This window comes from Candidatus Bathyarchaeia archaeon, assembly GCA_041447175.1.
GTDB lineage: Archaea > Thermoproteota > Bathyarchaeia > Bathyarchaeales > Bathycorpusculaceae > JADGNF01.
This window is the reverse complement of sequence record CP166960.1, coordinates 793,898-812,156: the sequence shown is the minus strand read 5'-3', so window position 1 is coordinate 812,156 and position 18,259 is coordinate 793,898. Positions and strand designations below refer to the sequence as shown.

18 protein-coding genes are annotated in these 18,259 nt (G+C 48.2%); 8 read left to right on the top strand and 10 right to left on the bottom strand.

The window, feature by feature from the left end; all coding sequences use genetic code 11:
* Positions 1 to 133: 133 nt before the first annotated feature.
* From ACBZ72_04280 to ACBZ72_04270, 3 genes are all read right to left on the bottom strand, one after another.
* Positions 134 to 1,045, bottom strand: coding sequence for a polyphosphate kinase 2 family protein (locus ACBZ72_04280; protein ID XES78096.1), 912 nt, complete (start codon positions 1,043 to 1,045; stop codon positions 134 to 136).
* Between the two features lie 5 nt (positions 1,046 to 1,050).
* Positions 1,051 to 3,717, bottom strand: coding sequence for a cation-translocating P-type ATPase (locus ACBZ72_04275; GenBank protein ID XES78095.1), 2,667 nt, complete (start codon positions 3,715 to 3,717; stop codon positions 1,051 to 1,053).
* 301 nt (positions 3,718 to 4,018) lie between these two features.
* Positions 4,019 to 5,368, bottom strand: a complete 1,350-nt coding sequence (locus tag ACBZ72_04270; protein ID XES78094.1) for a DUF1743 domain-containing protein — start codon at positions 5,366 to 5,368, stop codon at positions 4,019 to 4,021.
* Between the two features lie 119 nt (positions 5,369 to 5,487).
* Between ACBZ72_04270 and ACBZ72_04265 the strand changes: the two genes are divergently transcribed.
* The gene (locus ACBZ72_04265) at positions 5,488 to 5,973 is read left to right on the top strand and encodes a hypothetical protein (protein ID XES78093.1); all 486 of its coding nucleotides are present in this window, start codon (positions 5,488 to 5,490) and stop codon (positions 5,971 to 5,973) included.
* A gap of 11 nt (positions 5,974 to 5,984) precedes the next feature.
* On the opposite strand, the gene ACBZ72_04260 is transcribed toward ACBZ72_04265, so the two are convergent.
* Positions 5,985 to 6,539, bottom strand: coding sequence for a hypothetical protein (locus ACBZ72_04260; GenBank protein XES78092.1), 555 nt, complete (start codon positions 6,537 to 6,539; stop codon positions 5,985 to 5,987).
* A 124-nt stretch (positions 6,540 to 6,663) separates the two neighbouring features.
* On the opposite strand from ACBZ72_04260, the gene ACBZ72_04255 reads away from it, so the two are divergent.
* Both ACBZ72_04255 and ACBZ72_04250 read left to right on the top strand, forming a co-directional pair.
* Positions 6,664 to 6,912: a hypothetical protein gene (locus ACBZ72_04255; GenBank protein ID XES78091.1), complete on the top strand. Its 249-nt coding sequence runs from the start codon at positions 6,664 to 6,666 to the stop codon at positions 6,910 to 6,912.
* Between the two features lie 277 nt (positions 6,913 to 7,189).
* Positions 7,190 to 7,612 carry a cyclic nucleotide-binding/CBS domain-containing protein gene (locus ACBZ72_04250; GenBank protein XES78090.1) on the top strand — a complete coding sequence of 141 codons (423 nt, stop codon included), beginning with the start codon at positions 7,190 to 7,192 and terminating at the stop codon, positions 7,610 to 7,612.
* A 61-nt stretch (positions 7,613 to 7,673) separates the two neighbouring features.
* On the opposite strand, the gene ACBZ72_04245 is transcribed toward ACBZ72_04250, so the two are convergent.
* From ACBZ72_04245 to pstS, 3 genes are all read right to left on the bottom strand, one after another.
* Positions 7,674 to 7,967, bottom strand: a complete 294-nt coding sequence (locus tag ACBZ72_04245; protein ID XES78089.1) for a GYD domain-containing protein — start codon at positions 7,965 to 7,967, stop codon at positions 7,674 to 7,676.
* A 69-nt stretch (positions 7,968 to 8,036) separates the two neighbouring features.
* Positions 8,037 to 8,762, bottom strand: coding sequence for a hypothetical protein (locus ACBZ72_04240; GenBank protein ID XES78088.1), 726 nt, complete (start codon positions 8,760 to 8,762; stop codon positions 8,037 to 8,039).
* A 61-nt stretch (positions 8,763 to 8,823) separates the two neighbouring features.
* The gene (gene pstS, locus ACBZ72_04235) at positions 8,824 to 9,924 is read right to left on the bottom strand and encodes a phosphate ABC transporter substrate-binding protein PstS (protein ID XES78087.1); all 1,101 of its coding nucleotides are present in this window, start codon (positions 9,922 to 9,924) and stop codon (positions 8,824 to 8,826) included.
* 209 nt (positions 9,925 to 10,133) lie between these two features.
* Here pstS and ACBZ72_04230 point away from each other — a divergent pair, with 209 nt between their 5' ends.
* Genes ACBZ72_04230 through ACBZ72_04220 form a run of 3 tightly spaced genes read left to right on the top strand, consistent with a single transcriptional unit; the run spans position 10,134 to position 12,695 of the window.
* Positions 10,134 to 10,454 carry a hypothetical protein gene (locus tag ACBZ72_04230; GenBank protein ID XES78086.1) on the top strand — a complete coding sequence of 107 codons (321 nt, stop codon included), beginning with the start codon at positions 10,134 to 10,136 and terminating at the stop codon, positions 10,452 to 10,454.
* A gap of 8 nt (positions 10,455 to 10,462) precedes the next feature.
* Positions 10,463 to 12,202: an ATP-binding protein gene (locus ACBZ72_04225; GenBank protein XES78085.1), complete on the top strand. Its 1,740-nt coding sequence runs from the start codon at positions 10,463 to 10,465 to the stop codon at positions 12,200 to 12,202.
* Positions 12,195 to 12,695: a response regulator gene (locus ACBZ72_04220; GenBank protein ID XES78084.1), complete on the top strand. Its 501-nt coding sequence runs from the start codon at positions 12,195 to 12,197 to the stop codon at positions 12,693 to 12,695. Before ACBZ72_04225 ends, ACBZ72_04220 begins: the two co-directional genes overlap by 8 nt.
* A 673-nt stretch (positions 12,696 to 13,368) precedes the next feature.
* Here the strand turns inward: ACBZ72_04220 and ACBZ72_04215 are convergent.
* Both ACBZ72_04215 and ACBZ72_04210 read right to left on the bottom strand, forming a co-directional pair.
* The gene (locus ACBZ72_04215) at positions 13,369 to 13,539 is read right to left on the bottom strand and encodes a hypothetical protein (protein XES78083.1); all 171 of its coding nucleotides are present in this window, start codon (positions 13,537 to 13,539) and stop codon (positions 13,369 to 13,371) included.
* A complete protein-coding gene (locus ACBZ72_04210) occupies positions 13,536 to 13,943 on the bottom strand; it encodes a hypothetical protein (protein ID XES78082.1) in 408 nt (135 codons plus the stop codon). The genes ACBZ72_04215 and ACBZ72_04210 overlap by 4 nt, the downstream gene beginning before the upstream one ends.
* A gap of 319 nt (positions 13,944 to 14,262) precedes the next feature.
* Here ACBZ72_04210 and ACBZ72_04205 point away from each other — a divergent pair, with 319 nt between their 5' ends.
* Positions 14,263 to 14,970 carry a hypothetical protein gene (locus ACBZ72_04205; protein ID XES78081.1) on the top strand — a complete coding sequence of 236 codons (708 nt, stop codon included), beginning with the start codon at positions 14,263 to 14,265 and terminating at the stop codon, positions 14,968 to 14,970.
* Here ACBZ72_04205 and ACBZ72_04200 read toward each other — a convergent pair.
* Positions 14,967 to 16,484, bottom strand: a complete 1,518-nt coding sequence (locus ACBZ72_04200) for a radical SAM protein (protein XES78080.1) — start codon at positions 16,482 to 16,484, stop codon at positions 14,967 to 14,969. The genes ACBZ72_04205 and ACBZ72_04200 overlap by 4 nt on opposite strands.
* Before the next feature lie 270 nt (positions 16,485 to 16,754).
* Here ACBZ72_04200 and ACBZ72_04195 point away from each other — a divergent pair, with 270 nt between their 5' ends.
* A complete protein-coding gene (locus tag ACBZ72_04195) occupies positions 16,755 to 18,173 on the top strand; it encodes a radical SAM protein (GenBank protein XES78079.1) in 1,419 nt (472 codons plus the stop codon).
* Positions 18,174 to 18,259: the final 86 nt, after the last annotated feature.

Genomic DNA, 18,259 nt, shown 5'->3' with positions numbered 1-18,259 from the left:
ACAAAACCAACACCGCCCAAGATGCAAACAGTAAGCTACACGACAAAGAGAAGTGAAGTTTGGGTAAGTTGGCTTGAAGGCTCAAATAGGGCTATCTGACTTAGCAGCTACAACTGCACTGGGAAGAGTAGGGTTATTCGTTTTCAAGCTGTTTTTTGGCGGCTTCAATTGCCTTGCGCTTCTGTTCATCAACCTCGGGGTATTTGAGGTTAAGCGAGTAAATACTACTCGTGATAATGTCCCCGACTAGAGTACGGGCTACCCATTTGTAATCCGCCGGAATTATGAACCAAGGCGCCCATTTGGTACTGGTGTTACTCAACATGTCCTCGTAGGCTTTTGTGTATTCATCCCAGTAGTCGCGTTCTTTGAGGTCGGAGGCAGAAAACTTCCAGTGCTTTGCCGAGTTATTTAACCGTTCCAAAAACCGTTTCTTCTGTTCATCCTTAGAAATATTGAGGAAAAACTTCAGAATTAAGGTGCCATTACGTACAAGGTAACATTCATAATTGGAGATGTCTTCGTATCGTGCCGCCCAAAACTCTTGCCCATAGTTCCTGGAGGGAAGTTTTTGGTTATCCAAAAGATTCTGGTGCACCTTAACCACTAGAACTTCTTCGTAGTAGGACCGGTTAAATATGCCAATCATGCCTTTTTCTGGTAACGCCACGACTTGGCGCCACATGAAATCGTGGTCCAGTTCCGTGGCGGAAGGCTGCTTAAAGCTGGTAACGCGGCATCCTTGAGGATTAACACCCGACATAACATGCTTTATTGTGCCATCTTTCCCTGCAGCGTCCATGCCCTGAAGAACTATCAAAATTGCATACGTATCGTCCGCGTAGAGAAGTTCCTGCGCCTCTGCGAGATCTGCACGGTTTTGCTCTAACAGTTTATTGGCTCTTTCTTTCAGCTCGCTTTTTCCTATGATTTTCATTTCCTCGGTTTGTGCCCACCCCGTTTCTAACTCTTTTAAGCAGACTTTTTTGCCGGGCTTAACCTTGGTTAAGTCCATGAACCGCTTTGTTCGTTCATACCTTTCCATAGCGTTTATGCTCCTTTTGAGTTGTATCTGCGCATGAAAAACTTACTCACTTCTTCAATAAGAATCAAAAGCCCAGTGAAGCCAAAGCAAATCAGCCACTGCGTACCCGTCAACGGTGTTGTGTTGTCAACTACACGTAGTAAAAACGTCCCCGAGAAAATAAACAGCAAAGACAGCCCATAAAGCCCCAGTTGCCGCCAGCCCGGCAAAAGGTCTTTGCTGAATATGGTTCCTTTTTCGCTTCTTGAAGTGATTCCAAGAGCAAAGCTGAGCAGGGCAAAAACCACGAACCCCATTGTTATGGCGTGACTTGAGCCTATTTCACTGTAATAGGCTTCCACAAACAACGTAAAACTGGCAATGATAACGCCTAAGAAGACGATACGTAGCCACTGATTGCGTGAGAGCACGGGCTGCGTAGGCGGACGGGGTTTGAGCTTCATCAAATTGGAGGAGGGTTCATCAAAGCCTAAAGCTATCGCGATTGGAGCTTGAATAAGGAAATTTATCCACAAAACACTAATCGCGCCAAAAGGTGTTCCGCCCAGTATGGAGAAAAACGCTGCCCCAAGAAAAGTAACAATAAACGCCACCAAGGTACTCATCTGGAACCGAATGTACTTAACCAAGTTGTTATAGATGCTCCGTCCGTACTCCACTGCGTTCACAATTGTAGCAAAGTTGTCATCAGTAAGAATCATCACTGCCGCATCTTTAGACACATCCGTACCTGTAATACCCATAGCTATTCCGATGTCGGCTTTCTTAAGCGCAGGTGCATCGTTCACCCCGTCGCCAGTCATCGCGACGATGTTGTTTTGTTTTTGAAGTAAAGAAACCAGCCGCAGCTTATCTTCAGGAGCAACACGTGCAATCACAGCAATTTTGTCCAGTTCCTTATCAAGCTCAGCATCGGTCTTGGCAGAAAACTGGGTACCCGTAAGGGCTTCGCCGTCAATCCCCAACTCGTCACCTATGGCTGCTGCCGTAGTCACATGGTCTCCAGTTATCATGCGCACTTGAATGCCCGCGCTGTGACATTTAGCAATTGCATCTTTAGCTTCCCGCCGCGGAGGATCGACAATGCCAACCATGGCTAAAAGGGTCAAACCACTAATTAGCTCCATCAGGTTACCTTGGCGGTTAAACGTTTGCGGGTCAAAATCCTTTCGCGCCACCACCATTACTCGTTCGCCGGCTTTTGCCATACGCTCATTCTCCGCGAGGGCTATCGGACGGTTTTGGTCGGTGATTGGAAAAACTTCGTCGCCCGGCGTCCAGAAGAAGCTGCCACGGGCAATCAGAACGTCTGGCGCCCCTTTAACAAACGCCCGCACAACGGGTTTGCCTTGGTTATCGGTCATGTTGTGGAAGGTTGCCATGAACTTGTATTCTGAATCAAAGGGCACTTCAGCTATGCGGGGAAAAGTTTTCCGGGAGCCCTCAATATTGATGCCGCCTTTTTCGGCTAAAACAATTAACGCGCCCTCCGTGGGGTCTCCAATCAAGTTATCGCCCTCCAAGGAGGCATCTGAGCATAGCGCCATCGGAAGCAGTATCTCATCAAGGTCAATTTTGGCTCCGCCGTCGTGCAATAATTGTCCCTGACTGCTGTAGCCTTCCCCAGTTACGCGGTAATGGTTCCTGCCGGGGATGGTGAATTCCCTTGCTGTCATTTTGTTAAGGGTTAATGTTCCCGTTTTGTCGGAGCATATTGCAGAAACCGAACCCAACGTCTCAACCGAGGGAAGACGCTTAACGATAGCATTATGTGCTGCCAGTATTTGGGTACCCATTGAGTACAGGGTAGTCACCACCGTGGGCATGCCAGTGGGGATGGCGGCAATTGCCAAGGTCACGCCTGCAATGAAAAGAGCTTGAAATTCCTGCCCCTTGCTTAACCCAAGAATAACCATTATGACAAAAGTGATTCCCGCTAGTCCAGCAATAACAAGCGTAAGCTTGTCAAGCTGTTTTTGCAGAGGAGTTTTGGCGGTTTTGGTTTTGTTGAGCAAGTCAGCGATGTGCCCCATCTCGGTGCCCATGCCGGTCATTGTGACAACCATTTCGCCTCGGCCACGCGTGACTGACGTGTTCATGTAAGCCATACAATGCCGGTCCCCTAAAGGCACCTCAGAAGCAGCTAGGGGATCAATGTTTTTTGGTGAAGCCAGGCTTTCTCCAGTTAACGCAGCCTCTTCAATTTCAAGGGAGGCAGCAAAAAACAAACGTCCATCTGCAGGCACACGGTCGCCCGCCTCAATCAAAACAACGTCCCCCGGCACCAAACTTTCCGCTTGAACTTCAGTTTCTTGCCCATTGCGGCGGACTTTAACTACTTTCTTCAGGGTCTTGGCTTCCAAAGCGGCTATGCTTGCTTGAGCTTTGGATTCCTGTTTGAGCCCTAAAACAGCGTTAACAATCGTCAGTAACAGCAGAACTAAGGTGGTGTTTAATCTCGCGGTGAAGATGAAGCTCAATAATGCGGCGGCAACCAAAATAATCTGCATAAAGTCGCGGTACTGCCGCAGAAAAGCATGAAGACCCGACTCTTTTTTCTTGCCAGCCAACACGTTGGGACCATATTTTTGCAGACGCGACTGCGCCTCAGATGGGCTAAGACCGTTTTTAACGTCTACCCCCAAGTTGTCCGCGGTTTGCTGAACGCTCAATCGGTACCAGCCTTCCTTTTGGGCGGGCTTCCTTGACGGCGCAGACTTTGAACTCTTGGAAGAAGACATTTCAGCAAACCTTTCTTTGGCTTTTACTTAACACGCGTCTGGAGATGAACTGGAACTTACAGCAAAAGCAAGAACTACCTTAGAGAAAAGCTATTTTGACTTGATTACCTACAGCAAAGAAGAAACTCCGACTGCCAAATTGATGCTGGAAAAGCACATATCTATTAAATTTAAGAATTGGCGCAGTAAAAAAGTTTTCTCCCAACGCTAAAACCCACAATTCCAGGTTAAGTTAAGAGTGCCAACCCGCAAGCAACTCAACCCCATTTGCGCCGTGTTTTTCCAGACCGTAACGTCTAAGAGGCTTGGTCAAGTGCCGCTGCGAACGCGTCGAAGTCACATACAACCCCGTCTGCAAACAACGCTGTTTTGCGACCTGGGCTTTTTGGAGTGTCTGGAAGCGTGACTTGCATTTTTCGCATCGGAAACCTTGATTTTTACCCATGGATTTGAGGCGCTTGCCACAGTTGGGGCAAAGGGGGTTTTGCGGCTCAGTTTTCGTGGCGAGCTTTAGCACATCGATTTTCTCCAGATTCAGCGTCAACGGCTTATCAGCATGTGGCTTGCGCACTGCTCCACAGACTTTGATTTCGTCGCCAACCACCAGTTCCCGCGCAATTTTGCGAAGCTCACCCGTTGGCTCATAAGCTGCACAATCCACTTCTGCAGTTGAATCTTTCATACCAAAGATGACGTGGCGGACGGGAACAACTTCAGGTGCACGGGAAACGGTGCCCTTAGCAACCACGCTGCTGTACGGTTGGGCTTGGCTTAGGCTGCTTACAGGTTTGAGGTGCATGTCCGTGCCCTGATTGCTCCGGAAAATTACCCAGCGCTCCACCGGCTCCAACGCTTCAACCATGCCAAACGCCTGCTTCACGGTCTGGGCGGTTTCGCCGCGGATGCCAAACAGAATGGGGTCGGGTCCACGAGGCGTAATTACCACGCGTTTAGTCTCCAAATCCACATTGTTAAACGTGTAAGGCTGCAGAGCGTTATCCATTTGGGAAATGGATACTTCGTTTACGCGGCGTTTAGTTCCCAAGTTCTCTTTGGTGCGGTACGCGATAAGCTCATACGTGTGGTCGGCGGTGAGGGGTTCGCCGATGGCTGCCAACGCCCCGATGATTCCGCGCCGCGTGTTATAGCCCAAAGCTTCCGCGTGAAAGGTCCTGATTAGGTTGAGGGCTTCTTTAAGGGTGACGATTTCAGTTTCTGCTTTCTTAGCAAAAGCCGCAATTTCCGTGGGGACGGCGTTGGCGGTTAGGAAGACGATTCCGGGGTTGGTGCCTTTTGAGTTTAAGTCAGAATGTTCTTCCACCAAGTCTATGGTGCATTCCTTGATGTCGGCTTCCAACTCAGGGTCGGTTTGGAGAGTTAGGCAGAGGGCACCGTTTCCACGTGTTTTCCACGGAACATTCGGGTTAAGCCTGACCAAACGAGGATAATCCAGAAACGTCACGCCAAGCTGCTCCAGCCTTTCGACAAGCAGTGCTGCAACGTAGGTTGTGCAACCGTGCTTTGTGGAGTCGGTGTCGTCAAAGCCGATGTGCATCTGCAGGTTACCCGTGTTTTTTGTCAAGTTGTTCCCTAAACGTAGGGGAAGCATTGGACGCTAAAAAGATTATTTACGAAACAGAGAATTCTCTTATATGCCGCCCAAAGTCTTTAATGGAAACAAACAGATTGAGAGGAATCCTAATGAAATTACCGTTCTTTGTTGAGCAGGAAGTCGCCCAGATACATGCCAACTTGGCGCCTGAACACGTAAAAGTCAGCCTGCTTTTAGCCCAGCAAGAAACCTACAACGGACACGCAGTCACGATGCAAGGCACAGTCATCTCCGTGGTCAGCATCGACCAGATGGATGAACAAACCGTGAGCACATGGTTTTTGAATCTGCCCACAACCGTGCAAACCACCGCCTCAGCAACCTACTTTTACCTGCAGGACAGTGTAGGCGGAAAAATCCTTGTCAAGTACCCTGCGGACCTCGACGTAGCTGCAGGCGACCAAGTTGCGATAGCGGGAATTTTTAGCGCTCACGGCATAACTGTCCAAACCAAAGGGCTAATCTGGACAAAGCAGGAAGAGGTCACCAACCAGCTTGGAGAACCCTTCATTGGAGCAGTCACAGTTGAGAACCAGACTGAACAGAAAATGGAGTATATTCGGCAAGTCAGCTAATCTCGTGGTTCTCATTTAGGCACGATGCGGGAACTGTTTTTTGTATAGATTTCGTTGCGCCATTTGCGTTGCCAGCTTGCCCACCCCGTCTTCACGATGCTTTCCCGCAGATGCGGCTTCTCCGAGACCCAGTTTAGAAAAGCCCAAAACCGCCGCTTATCCCTAAGCAACTCCTGCGGCACGCCCTCTTCAACACACCACCGCACATAGCCACGCTCCGCCATCGCTTTCAAGTCGCCCGTGTCCTTAACCACCTGCACGTTAAAACCCCGCTTCTGCAGATGCCTAACCACACCCGACAAAACATACTCAGAGCAGACCTTAAAGCAAGTTTGCCCATCAGGAGCCATAACTTCCACAATTTGGTCGGCAATTTTCTCGGCGTTTTCCAAGTACTTTTTTTGGGCAAAGTTGGGTGGCTGAAATGCAGCGGTGGGGATGCGTCGTTCCATGAGTCGTGGGTCAGGCGGTTTAATTGCGCCTATGACAACGCCTAAGAGGAGGTCGCTCCAGCCTGCGGCGTCTATGAAGACCTCTTTTGTGGCAACAAAGCAGCCCAACGACAACACATGACCTCCAATTGAAAAGGTGAAGAGGCAGATTCACATTTATGTTTTAGGCAAGTGCTTGGTTGTGTAAAATTGTAAAATTTAAGTTGTTTAAAGAAGATGTCTAGTTAAGGCGGAAACATTGGAGAACAACAAGCTGCCCTTTGAAAAAATTGATGTGCTCAACAGATTGCTTAACGCCTTATTCGCCAACCTTGCCGCCCGCATCGCAAATGTAGAAGAGCATCTGCGCGCAGTAGAGTTGGATTATATGTATGGGAACATGACTGACGCTGCCTATTTAGAAGTGAAAAAACAGATAGACCAGCAAATCAGGGACTTAAACAGCGTTCTTTTGGAACTGCAAAAAGCCGAAAGCAGCCTGTCCTGAATTGGCGGCTCCATGTTTATGTTTTAGCGTTCACTATTCAGGTTAAAAGCGCCTGTGATGACAATTGCACGTTAGGACTCAGAGATTGGTATTCTCTGCCGATGACTGGAAGCAAACTTATTCTGAGGCGCAAAACAAGCTTTTTCTCATAAATCTTCTTTTTTAGTCTGCAATTTAAAAAACTCGTGAAATCAAGCTTAATTCGGAGTTTGCGGCAAATTGTGGTTAGGCAAGACTTTTATCAGATAGAAGACAAAGGTGATGTTGTCGGGATACAATGCCCAAAGTTGCAGATTTTATGACCAAAGGCGTCCTCACGATTGATTCGTCCAAAACAGTTCTGCAGGCAGCTCAGTTAATGACTCAGAAAGAAGTAGGTGATGTTGTAGTCACGATTAACGATAGCCCTCGGGGCATAGTAACGGAACGGGACTTTGTGCGCCGAGTCATCGCCAAACAAATCCCGCTGGACACCAAAATCGTAGATGTCATGACTAAGCCGCTGATAACTATTACACCAGATGCTTCTCTTGGGGAAGCCGCACGAAAAATGGTGGAAAACCGCATCCGCAGGCTTCCCGTCGTCAGAGACCACCAGTTAGTGGGGATAATTGCCGTCTCCGACTTCGCCAAGCACCTAAGCAGAAAAACGTTCTCGGAAAACATGCTGGAAGCAATCTGGCGCTACCCCATCCCTTAACCCCTCGAAGGCACACACCTCAAGCCAAATTGAAGGTATAATGAAGTGGAGAGGGAACGGGTTAAGGAATCTTTTCAACAATTTTCTTCACTTCCGTTAAACTAAACGCCCTCATCGTCGTTGTTTCTTGGTTTCCAGTTTGCGCGACAGCCAAAGCAAAAGCAGCAACCGTGTAGTCGTCGGGGAACTCAACTTTAGCAACCGCATCAAATGGCCCCATTGTTAGGTTCCAATCAAGCACTTTTCCACCAAACTTTTCAACTACACCATTAACTGCCTCCACATCTTTGGGCAGGGTCTTGGGGTCAGCTACGCCCTTCTGAGTGGCACGCATCAAAACAATATACGTTGGCATCGTCTGTTCACCTCCAAAGGTCACATAGTCAACATGAATTAGCATAGAGCCAATAATAAAACACTTGCTTTACGTTTCACCTAAAAAGGCTTGGATGATTTTGTTTGCGGTTTCTTCTTGTCCTTTGGGCACAGGAACACGGGTGACATATGTTTGGGGTCCAGCTCGGCCTGTCTCTGTAGAATACTTGAAAGCTAAAACAGTTACGCCATGACTGCTCTCCATTGAGACGCCCACAAACCGCGCTAAGGGTCCACGCCAACTGTACATTTTCTGATTTAGGTAAATGGCGTCTTTGGTGATGTAGGCTTCTCGTATGCCGTTTAGGTTCTGTTTGTAGTTTGTCCAGGCGGAAAAACGCCACGCAAACCCGACTACCCCAATTAGACCAAGCATACTGAGAAACACGATAAAACCCGCCTCGGAGTCTAAGACCCAAAAGAGCACGCCGAAAAACAAGGCAAACGCGGCAACCACAAGAAAAAGCCCCTTCTTCTGGGACTTCTCAGTTTCGTACTCGGTTTTTGTGTATTCACTCCAGTACTTGGGTTCATAGGTCCAGTGAGCCAATACCCCTTCGCCCCGCAAAAGGGCATCCAAGCGGCGTGCTAAATTAAAAAATAAAACCGAAACCACAGCCGCTGAAACCGCTACAAAAAGGCTCAAAAAAGAAAACGCGTAGCCCCAGTCAAAACCGTCCACACCCAAAAGACCAGGAACAAAAATCATAACAGTAAAAAGAACGGTGACAAAAAGTGAGAGGAGAGCGTTTCTTTTCATGGGGTTGCGGTTCATGGAGTGTCCCTGACGTTTTCATCTGCAGTTGAGTATTTAAGCTGACTGTAGGGTAAGCGGTTTATGTTGTGGGTAAAGATTGCCCGTTGAATGTTATGGATTGGATGGTGGCTTCGTTTACCTGCACAACGTTGAGGGGAAGTGCGGCGTACTCCAAGTCGGGAGCAACCTCTTGACCATCATGAACCATCCACCACAGGAACTGAACCAGCGCCTCTGCACGGTCATGTGTCATGCTGGGAATCACGTTAAGCTCTTGATAGATCAGCGTGTAGGAGAAGCTGACGATGGGGTATGCGTTGGGGTCAGGGGCGTTAAGAAGAGAGACCCCAGTCCAGTCGCCGCTGCCTGTGGGTAAGCCTTTGGAGGCGCCTGATTGGGCAGCGATTTGGGTAGATTCAAGCGATGGAACTACAAAGTTGTCAGAGGGATTCTGGACTGCGGCAACAGTCATGTCGTTCTCAATCACGTAGGCCAACTCGACATAGCCGATGGCGTAGGGGTTTGCTTGAACAACACTTGCCACGCCAGGGTTGCCAGTAGCACCTAACCCAACCGGCCACTGAACAGTTTTTGCGCTTCCAAGAGAGTTTTTCCAGTTAGCGTTATCTTCACTTAGAAAGCTGGTGAAGATGAAGGTGGTTCCAGAACCCTCCGAGCGATGCACGACGGTTATGTTTTCCGCGGGAAGCGTTACGGTTGGGTTGAGGACTTGAATGGCGGGGTCATTCCAAGTGAATATTTTTCCTAAAAAGATGTCCGCAATCACCTCACCAGTCAGGTGAAGCCCGGAAGATACGCCGGGAAGGTTGTAGGCTATGGCAACAGCCCCAATGGTTTCGGGTATATGCAGCACGTTAGGCGCTGTTGTACTGTCAGATGCGCTCAAGGGGGCATCGGAACATGCAAAGTCACACGCTTTGCCCCCTAAAGCACGAATGCCGCCGCTGCTGCCCACGCCATTGTAGTTTATTTGGATGTTTGTTTTGGTGCTGTTGTAAGTTATGAACATGGCATTTAAAAGCGGCACAGGAAAAGTGGCGCCCTCCCCAGATAAAGCAACTGAGGGGGAAGGCTGTGAAACATAAAGGTAACCAAAAGCAGCGGACACAACAACCGCTACCGCGAGTAAAGCAAACACAATTTTTGTGGCGGCTTTCATTTTCTAATACCTTCAGGAACTTGTTTATTAAATATTATGAAACTGGTATCTGAACCGCCAGTTTATAGGTGACCTTTGTAGACACAATAAAATACATAGCATAGACTTTTAAATTGCCAAGAATTATCCTCCGCAGACAATGCGTCGGTTTCCGAAAGCACAAGTATTGATATACTGGAAAAAACCGTTTAGGCTTGGAGCATCAGGTTATGTCAGGTAACAACTTTAGCAACATCCTCTGTGAAGCAGTAGATGAAGCATTAGCAGTTTTAGGAGAATCCGTAAAACGAGCCATAGTTTACCACTTAGAAAACACATTTGACTTCAAAATGGATGAAACTCCTCAAAGACTTTCAGACTTCACCCACGCCTTAGAAGAACTACTTGGCCCCGGCGCCAGCTACGTCGAAAATATGATAATCGACCAGCTCCAAACGAAAGCCAACCATGAAAAGATGTCGTTTAAAGAAGACGTAAACTTTGATGAACGACTAAGAGAAGTAGCTAAATTTTTCGCAAAGCCACAGTGAGTCGCCCCATGAATCTCCGAATGAAAACACTGGCAGTTTTCGTAGGAACAACAGTATGCCTCATCGGGCTTCTGCATGTCGTCTCGGAGAACATAATTTTAGACAACTTTACACAACTTGAACAAACCCAAGTTGGCAACGCCGTTGGACAGCTTCAAACTGCATTAACCAACGAATTTGCCCAGCTTCAAAACAAAGCCAAAGATTGGGCGCAAAGAGACAACCTCTACGAGTACCTTGAGAACCAAAGCTTAGACTTTAGCCGGTCCACCCAAGCTCTAAATTCATGGGTTAACCTTGGCGCCAACTACATACTTGCCTGCGACCTCACATGCAGCGTCACCGCAGGAATAGGATTTAATCTAACCACCTACCAGCAGGAACCCATCCCAGACAGCCTGCTAACCGAACTGTCCAACAACCCCAAACTCTGGAACCTAAAAAACCTTGACAGCGGCACCACAGGCATCATTGTCATTCCAGAGGGGCCTCTCATTGTGGCGTCCACGGCGGTTCCTTCTGCAGTTGCGGGGGAGCCGATGCAGGGCACACTTATTTTAGCCCGTTACCTTGACGCAGAAGTTGTCGCTGCGCTGTCAAGAAGTTTGCAGCTTCCAGTCACTTATAGCTTGTACAATGATTGGCTGAACACAAACGCACAAGTGACCCAAAACCCTGCCTCTTCTTTGACGCTTTCTAAACCGTTAAACACGAATTACATCGTTGGCTACAACGTGGTGGAGGGCATCAACAGCGAGCCCGCTATCGTTCTAGAAGTTACTATGCCCAGAAGTGTTTACGTCCAAGGGGTCATAACCGTTAACTACATTGACCGTCTGGTTCTCATAAGCTGCGTTGTTTTCAGCATAGCCATTCTCATTCTTTTAGAATTTCTGTATCTTTCAAAACTCAGCAAACTCAACAGCGCCGTCAGCATCATCACTAAACACAAAAACCCCTCCGAAAGACTACCCACAAAAGGCAACGACGAAATCGAAACGTTAACCAAATCCATCAACACCATGCTTGACGAAATTGAAGAAAACAACGTCAAACTCCAAAAAGCAGAACGGTTCTCCGCCATCGGGGAACTGGCGAGCATGGTTGCACATGACCTTCGAAACCCCCTGCAAGGCATCGCCAACGCAGCCTTTTACCTCAAACGAACCGCCAAGCCAACCGCTCCTGACAGAGAAAAAGATATGATTCGCTTAATTGAGAACAACGTGCGCTATTCCGACAAAATTGTGCGCGACCTTCTGGATTACTCGCGGGAAATTCGGTTAGATGTACAACAGACTACACCCAAAAAGCTTCTGTCGGAAACGCTGACGCTGGTGAACATTCCTGAAAAGGTCAAACTGGAAAACCTGACATCAGATGAGCCACCACTTGAAGTGGATGTTGATAAAATCAAACGGGTTTTCGCCAACCTCATTAACAACGCGGTTGACGCCATGCCTGAAGGCGGAACCCTAACCATCAGTGCCACAGGCTCAAACCCAGAGGTACGCTTCGTATTTTCGGATACGGGTGTGGGTATGACGGAGCAGACACGTGGAAAAATTTTCACGCCGCTTTTCACAACCAAAGCTAAAGGTATGGGTTTTGGTTTGTCGATTTGTAAAAGAATCATTGACGCTCATGGAGGAAAAATAGTCGTGAACAGTATTGTAGGTAAAGGGTCTGAATTCAACATTTACTTGCCAACAACCTCAGACAGCAAGGAGGTGAAAACCGTTGAGTAAACAGCCTTACTCGGTTCTAGTTGTAGATGACGATGAAAGCATACGATATTCTATCGCGGCGGTTCTGGAACTTGAAGGATACGACGTGGATACTGCTGAAAACGGAAAAGAAGCCCTTCAAAAAACAGAAAAACGAACCTACGATGTTGCCCTAATTGATTTTCGTTTACCGGACTTTGCGGGCACCGACTTGCTGGAAATGTTTAAGCCCTCAACGCCGCCGATGCTCAGATTCATTGTAACAGGGTTCCCCTCGATGCAGAACGCAATTGACTCAGTAAACAACGGAGCAGACGCCTATGTACAAAAACCTGTGGATACGGAAAAACTGCTGGAAACAATTGCGAAACATCTGAAAAAAAGGGAAGACGACAAAAAATACAGTGAACTCAAAGTAGTTGAATACATCGAAACTCGCGCTAAAGCTTTTGAGAAGACAATGGCGAAAAAAGCTGCGTCAGAGAAGTCAGAAAACAAAAATGTCCTCAGGTGAGGGGCTTTCTATTTTTACCCTTCACAAATATTTTATTACATTGAACAATTAACTTGTGTTTTACAGTGGGCGAGCCTTGTAGGTTCTGTTTTCGATGTCGTCGATTGGCGGCATGGGCGGTAGCAACTTGAAGTACGAAAGAACTCTTAGGCCTGATTGGGTAATTTTGTAAATGGTTTTTCTAGGGCTTTGGCCAGTTCTGGAGAGAAGGTTTTGTTTTTCTAAGAAATCTATATGGAAACGTAACTCTTTAAGGGCCCATCCTTTAGAATTTAACTGGTGAACGTCCTGGGCAGTTAGTGGACCACTGTCGGCGAAAAGTTTTAGAAAATTCAAGTACAGACTTAACTTTGACTCTTGTGGATGTAAATTTGCCTTATTCGGTTCCAGTTCCGACGTCAACGAATAGCCCCTCATTGCTCTAACATAAAATGTGGCGCTCATGCTTTTTACACGTTGTCAATATAAACTATATACAAGAAAGTGAAGTATAGAAAAATAACGTAACATTGCAGACATATGTTGACGAAACTAGCCAACTAACAGACGGATTTCCCCGTTATTAGAGGTACTTTGAATGCCACAACTTCCCACAACTTCGCATACAGCTTAACAGAAAAACTTACCGAAAAGATACTAACGCACTGATTCCTACAAAAAAGGATGAAGGCGGTTAGAACCAGCCTTTGGCTCGGAGTGCTCTGCAGGTTCGGCTTGAACAAACCAGCAGCACTTCGCCAGTATTGAGGTCTACTTCAGTAACGGTTCCCGACTTTCCACATCGCGGACAAATGGTTCCATCAGTGTGCGTTACCTTTTCACCTTCGCCATGCCTTTTATTCATCCCGTTTCTCTCCTTGTTGCACCGCAGTTTGTGCACCTAAAGAAGGTGACCGTTGACGGAGGGGCTTCGCCTCCAACTGCCACTACCCAAGTTTCGCTTTCAGCTTTGCCGCAAATCGGACAAATCGCTTTCACGGTGGGCAAAGGCCGCAGGGCAAACTCGTCATTTTTATCGATAACAGCGATTTCTTTTGACCGCCCAAAGTGAACGTTTTGTTTTGCCGTTTTTATGTGAGCCAATTGTGTTTTAAAGCGGCATTTAGGGCAATAAAGCGTAGGGACGCCCTTGTTAACTAACTTGAGTAGTTTCCCACACTGTGGACAGAAGTCTATTTCATGACGCACATCGTGGGGGGTTTCAATTTTTTTTGGTTTTTCCAAGGTTTGGAACGAGGTTTTTTGCATTTTGTTCTCATCCGTTTTTGGTTTGCTTTTTTTAAGCATACTGGTTTCAGTTGGACCTCCTTTTTTAGGGGAAGTTGGCTTCACTTGTAAATACACCATCATGAATGCTTAAAAAGGTGGTTGAGATTTCTTCATAAAAATTGTGAACTTATAAAAACTCTTCCAGCACCTCAACAGCTTCGTGTACAAATATGCGCCATTTCACCACGCCATGTGGACATTTGTAAAAATCACCCCAAAGGTCACATTCGCCAGCGGCGCATGATAGGGCAAAAAAGTTTAATACACCCCTAAAGATGGAACATGAACAGGGACAAAAATGAAAGTCGTCATCCACTGGAGCGGAGGTAAAGAATGCGCCTTAGCCTACCAAAAAGCAGTTCAACAGGGGCACCAAGTCGCATACTTATTAACCTTCGAGTACGCCAAACCCTATGTTTTTCACAGCTTCAAAATCATGGAGCTTCAAGCCCAAACCATGAATGTACCGCTCAAGAAAGTCAAAATCAAAAAACCCTACGAAGACATCCTCAAAGCACTCAAACAGCTACATGACCAAGAAGGCGTACAAGGCGTAGTCACCGGCGACATCGTAGGAGCAGGATGCGCAATTGTCCACTCCAGTTACTACGAAACAATGTGTAAAGAAGCAGGGCTAAACTTCATGATGCCCAACGAAAACCCCTCCGGCGACACCTACGACGTCCTCAAAGAAGAAATCGACGCCGGCTTACGCCCAATGCTTAACTGCATCAACCTGAACTTTTTCCCTGAAAACTGGCTTGGACGCGTCATTGACCCCCAGTCAATCAAGGAGCTTAAGGCGTTGGCGGATGAAAAAGAAATTGATGTCTGCAGTGAAGATGGACAGGGATACCACAGCGAAGTCGTTGAGGCACCCTTCTTTAAGCAGAACGTACAAGTGGACAAATTTAAAACGAAAAACCATAAAGAAAAGAGCAAAAACTGGAAACGCAACTGGCTGTACATGGACATCAAAGATGTGTCCCTGCAGCCTAAAGCTTAACTTCCTTTTTCTGTGTTAGCTCCGCTGGTTTTGCTGATTTCCCGCTGGTACTGACGCGCCCGCGTGCGCCCAATCAGCGTTTCCAGAGCTTTGCGGGGGTTGCGTATGGCTCGAAGAAGACGGTCACTGTTCAAGGTGGGGTTAATCATCATTGCCTTCGCACAGAGCTCCCGCAGGTCTTCTGCTGAAAACTCGGGCGTTTCAATAAGCGGCTGTGCTTCGGACAATGCCTCGTCGTTGAAGCCTTCTTTGAGGTATCCGCCACGTTTTGCTTGCTCATAAAGCTCCGTACCGTAAAGCGGGGTGGCAAAGCTGAAGTAGAAGCGGTCTGCACCTAGCTGGCGGAGTTTGAGGGCGAAGTTTATGGTTTTTATGATTTCGTTTTTGGTTTCCCCTATCATGCCGATGATGAAGAAGCAGCCGACTTTTATGCCGACTTTGCGTGCGGCGATAACAGCGTTCTCAACCTTTGAGAGGTCTAGATTCTTTTTTATTATGTCGGTAACTACGCGTTGGGAGCCCGATTCAGGCGCGATGAGAATTCGGTGGCATCCGGACGCCCGCATTTTCCTTAACAGTTTTTCGTTTAAGCCGTCAGCCCGCACCCCATTTGGCGTGAACCACTCAAACTTGAGCTTCTTCTCCACAATTAAATCGCAGATACGTTCAAACCGCGCCATGTCAAAAGTCAGGTTCTCGTCGTCAAAATCCACCTGCGTCACGTGAAACCTGCGTACCGCGTCTTCCAGTTCAGCAACAACGTTTTCTGGGCTTCTGGGGCGCCAAGTTCTGCCGTTCATGATGTGGTTGGAGCAGAAGATGCAGCGGTGGGGGCAGCCGCGGCTAGTGATGACGCGGGCGTAGGGTTTGCGGATTTCGCCTCGGATAGGATTCTTTTTTATAGCAGCAAAAAAACTCTCCAACGGCAGCAAGTCCCGCGCGGGAAACGGCAAGCTGTCAAGGTCAGTGTTAAAGGGGCGTCTTTCGTTGAGGATGACTTGGTTGCCGCTCCGAAAGCCTATGCCTTGGACCAATTTGAGGCCCGCCTCAGTTGCCCCCTGCTCCAGCTGGTCAGTTAGCTCCAGCGTAGTGAGTTCAGGTTCACCCAGAACCACGAAATCCACGTTTGGCTGATGGAGGCATTCTTCAGGACGCGAGGTCGGATGCAAACCCATCAAGGCAGTTTTGATTTGCGGATTTACTCTCTTGACGATGTTGGCGGCTTCGAAGGCAGTTTCCCACCACCCTGAAAACGGAATCGTAATCACCACAAACTCCGGCGCCAACTGCTTAACCCTAAACGCCATCTGCCCATTAGTTAAGCCAAGGCGGTATTTACGAGCCCCAATCTCCTGCAGGTTTGACCAGCCCTCAGCCGGTGCGTCAATAATGTGAACATCATGCTTTTCTCTGAGCACAGCAGCAACATATGCAAGGTCGATGGGTTGGAAGGGGCTGGGTTTTCCCCACATTTTCGGGTGCAAACGGGGTGGGTTAATGAGGCAAACACGCATGTTTTTGACCTGCTCTTGGGAATGCTCTGGAAAATTGGCATGTCCCCTTTTTGGTTGGCAGGTGCATATGGGATGCGGCGGGATTAATAGCTTGTGCAAAACCGCCAAAACACGAATTTGATGCACAATTCGGAAGCCGCGCGTTTGTTGTTAACTCAGCAGTTGCACCCCTTCAGTGGACACCGCGGGTTTTTTGCAAAACACATAATAGCGTGCGTCGCCAGTTTGGTCTCTTAACCAACGTTGGACGAAAGCAACTTGAAGGCACGCGTGACCCTTGTCAACCCACCTTACCCAGCAGGGGCTGTTCAAGCACCTTTTATACCCTTAGGCATTGGGTATTTAGCGGCGTTTTTGGAAAAAAACCAATACGAAGTCAATGTTATCGACTGCCAAGTGGATTATCCCTCGCCCAAGCAGCTCGCTGATGAATTTGCCAAAACGCAGCCTGACTTAGTGGGGTTAACCTCTGCCACGCTCACCTACAAACCTGCGTTAGAGATTGTGAAAATCGCCAAGGAAGTTCGCCCCAACTGCCTCACCGTCATGGGAGGACCACACGTCACCGTGTTGGACGAGCAGACCATGCAGGAACCCAACGCACCCGACGTGGTGGCTCGGGGTGAGGGGGAGCAGACGATTCTGGAACTGGCAGGGTTGGCTTCGGGCTCCGACCTTAAGGGACTGAGCAGAATCGACGGCATCACCTACAGGAACGACGGCGAAGTGGTCCGCACCAAAGACCGCCAATTTATTGAAGACCTTGATGAACTTCCGCATCCAGCGTATAATCATTTTGATTTACGGGGCTACAAGTTCGCGGGCAAAATGTATTTGCCCATCATAACCAGCAGAGGCTGCCCTTTTAACTGCGCGTTTTGTTTGGCGTCCAAGATGTGTGGGCGAGGTTTTCGTGCACGAAGCCCCAAGAAAGTGGTTGACGAGTTGGAGTGGCTACGGGACAGCTACGACGCCGACGCATTTGCGTTTTACGATGACACATTCACGTTTGACAAACAACGCGCCTATGACATCTGCCAAGAAATCATAAACCGCAAAGTCGACCTACCCTGGGACTGCCGCACCCGCGTGGACCAAGTCACGGTAGAGATGCTACAGAAAATGAAGAAGGCAAACTGCAAACTCATCCACTACGGCGTCGAATCAGGCAGCCAAAAAATGCTTAACCTCATGAAAAAGGGCACCACCGTTGAGCAGAACGCCCGCGCCATCAAGCTGACCAAAGAGATTGGCATCGGCGCAGCAATTTCGGTTGTTGTGGGTTACCCCGGCGAAACCCCTGAAATGCTTAAGCAGACCGTGGAGTTCATTGAGCGGACTCAGCCTGACTACGTTTACATGTGTCAAGCTATACCTTATCCGGGTACTGATATGGCTGAGCGGCTGGAACAGCTGGGTTGGGCGATGGATCCTGACTGGAACCACTACGATGAGGTGACGCCCGTGTTTAAGAGTCCCATGTTGCGGCAGGAAAACATCGACCAGACACGTCACGAATTCTTCAACAGCTTCTTCTCGCCTACTTATTACGTGCGGGAGTCGATGCGGGGAGACTTTTACAGCAAAATCATGGCTCGAACCGCCCTTAATCACCTGCTATGGCGCAGCAAGGTTCCCCAGCTGATTTCGACGCTTATGGGTAAATCGGGCGGCAAAGACCAAAAGTAGCAGTCGGTGTTTTCCTCGTTTCCCTACGGTGGGGCTTAAACATAAAGGTTGCATGGTTACAAAAGGTAAATGAACTGCCGTACGTT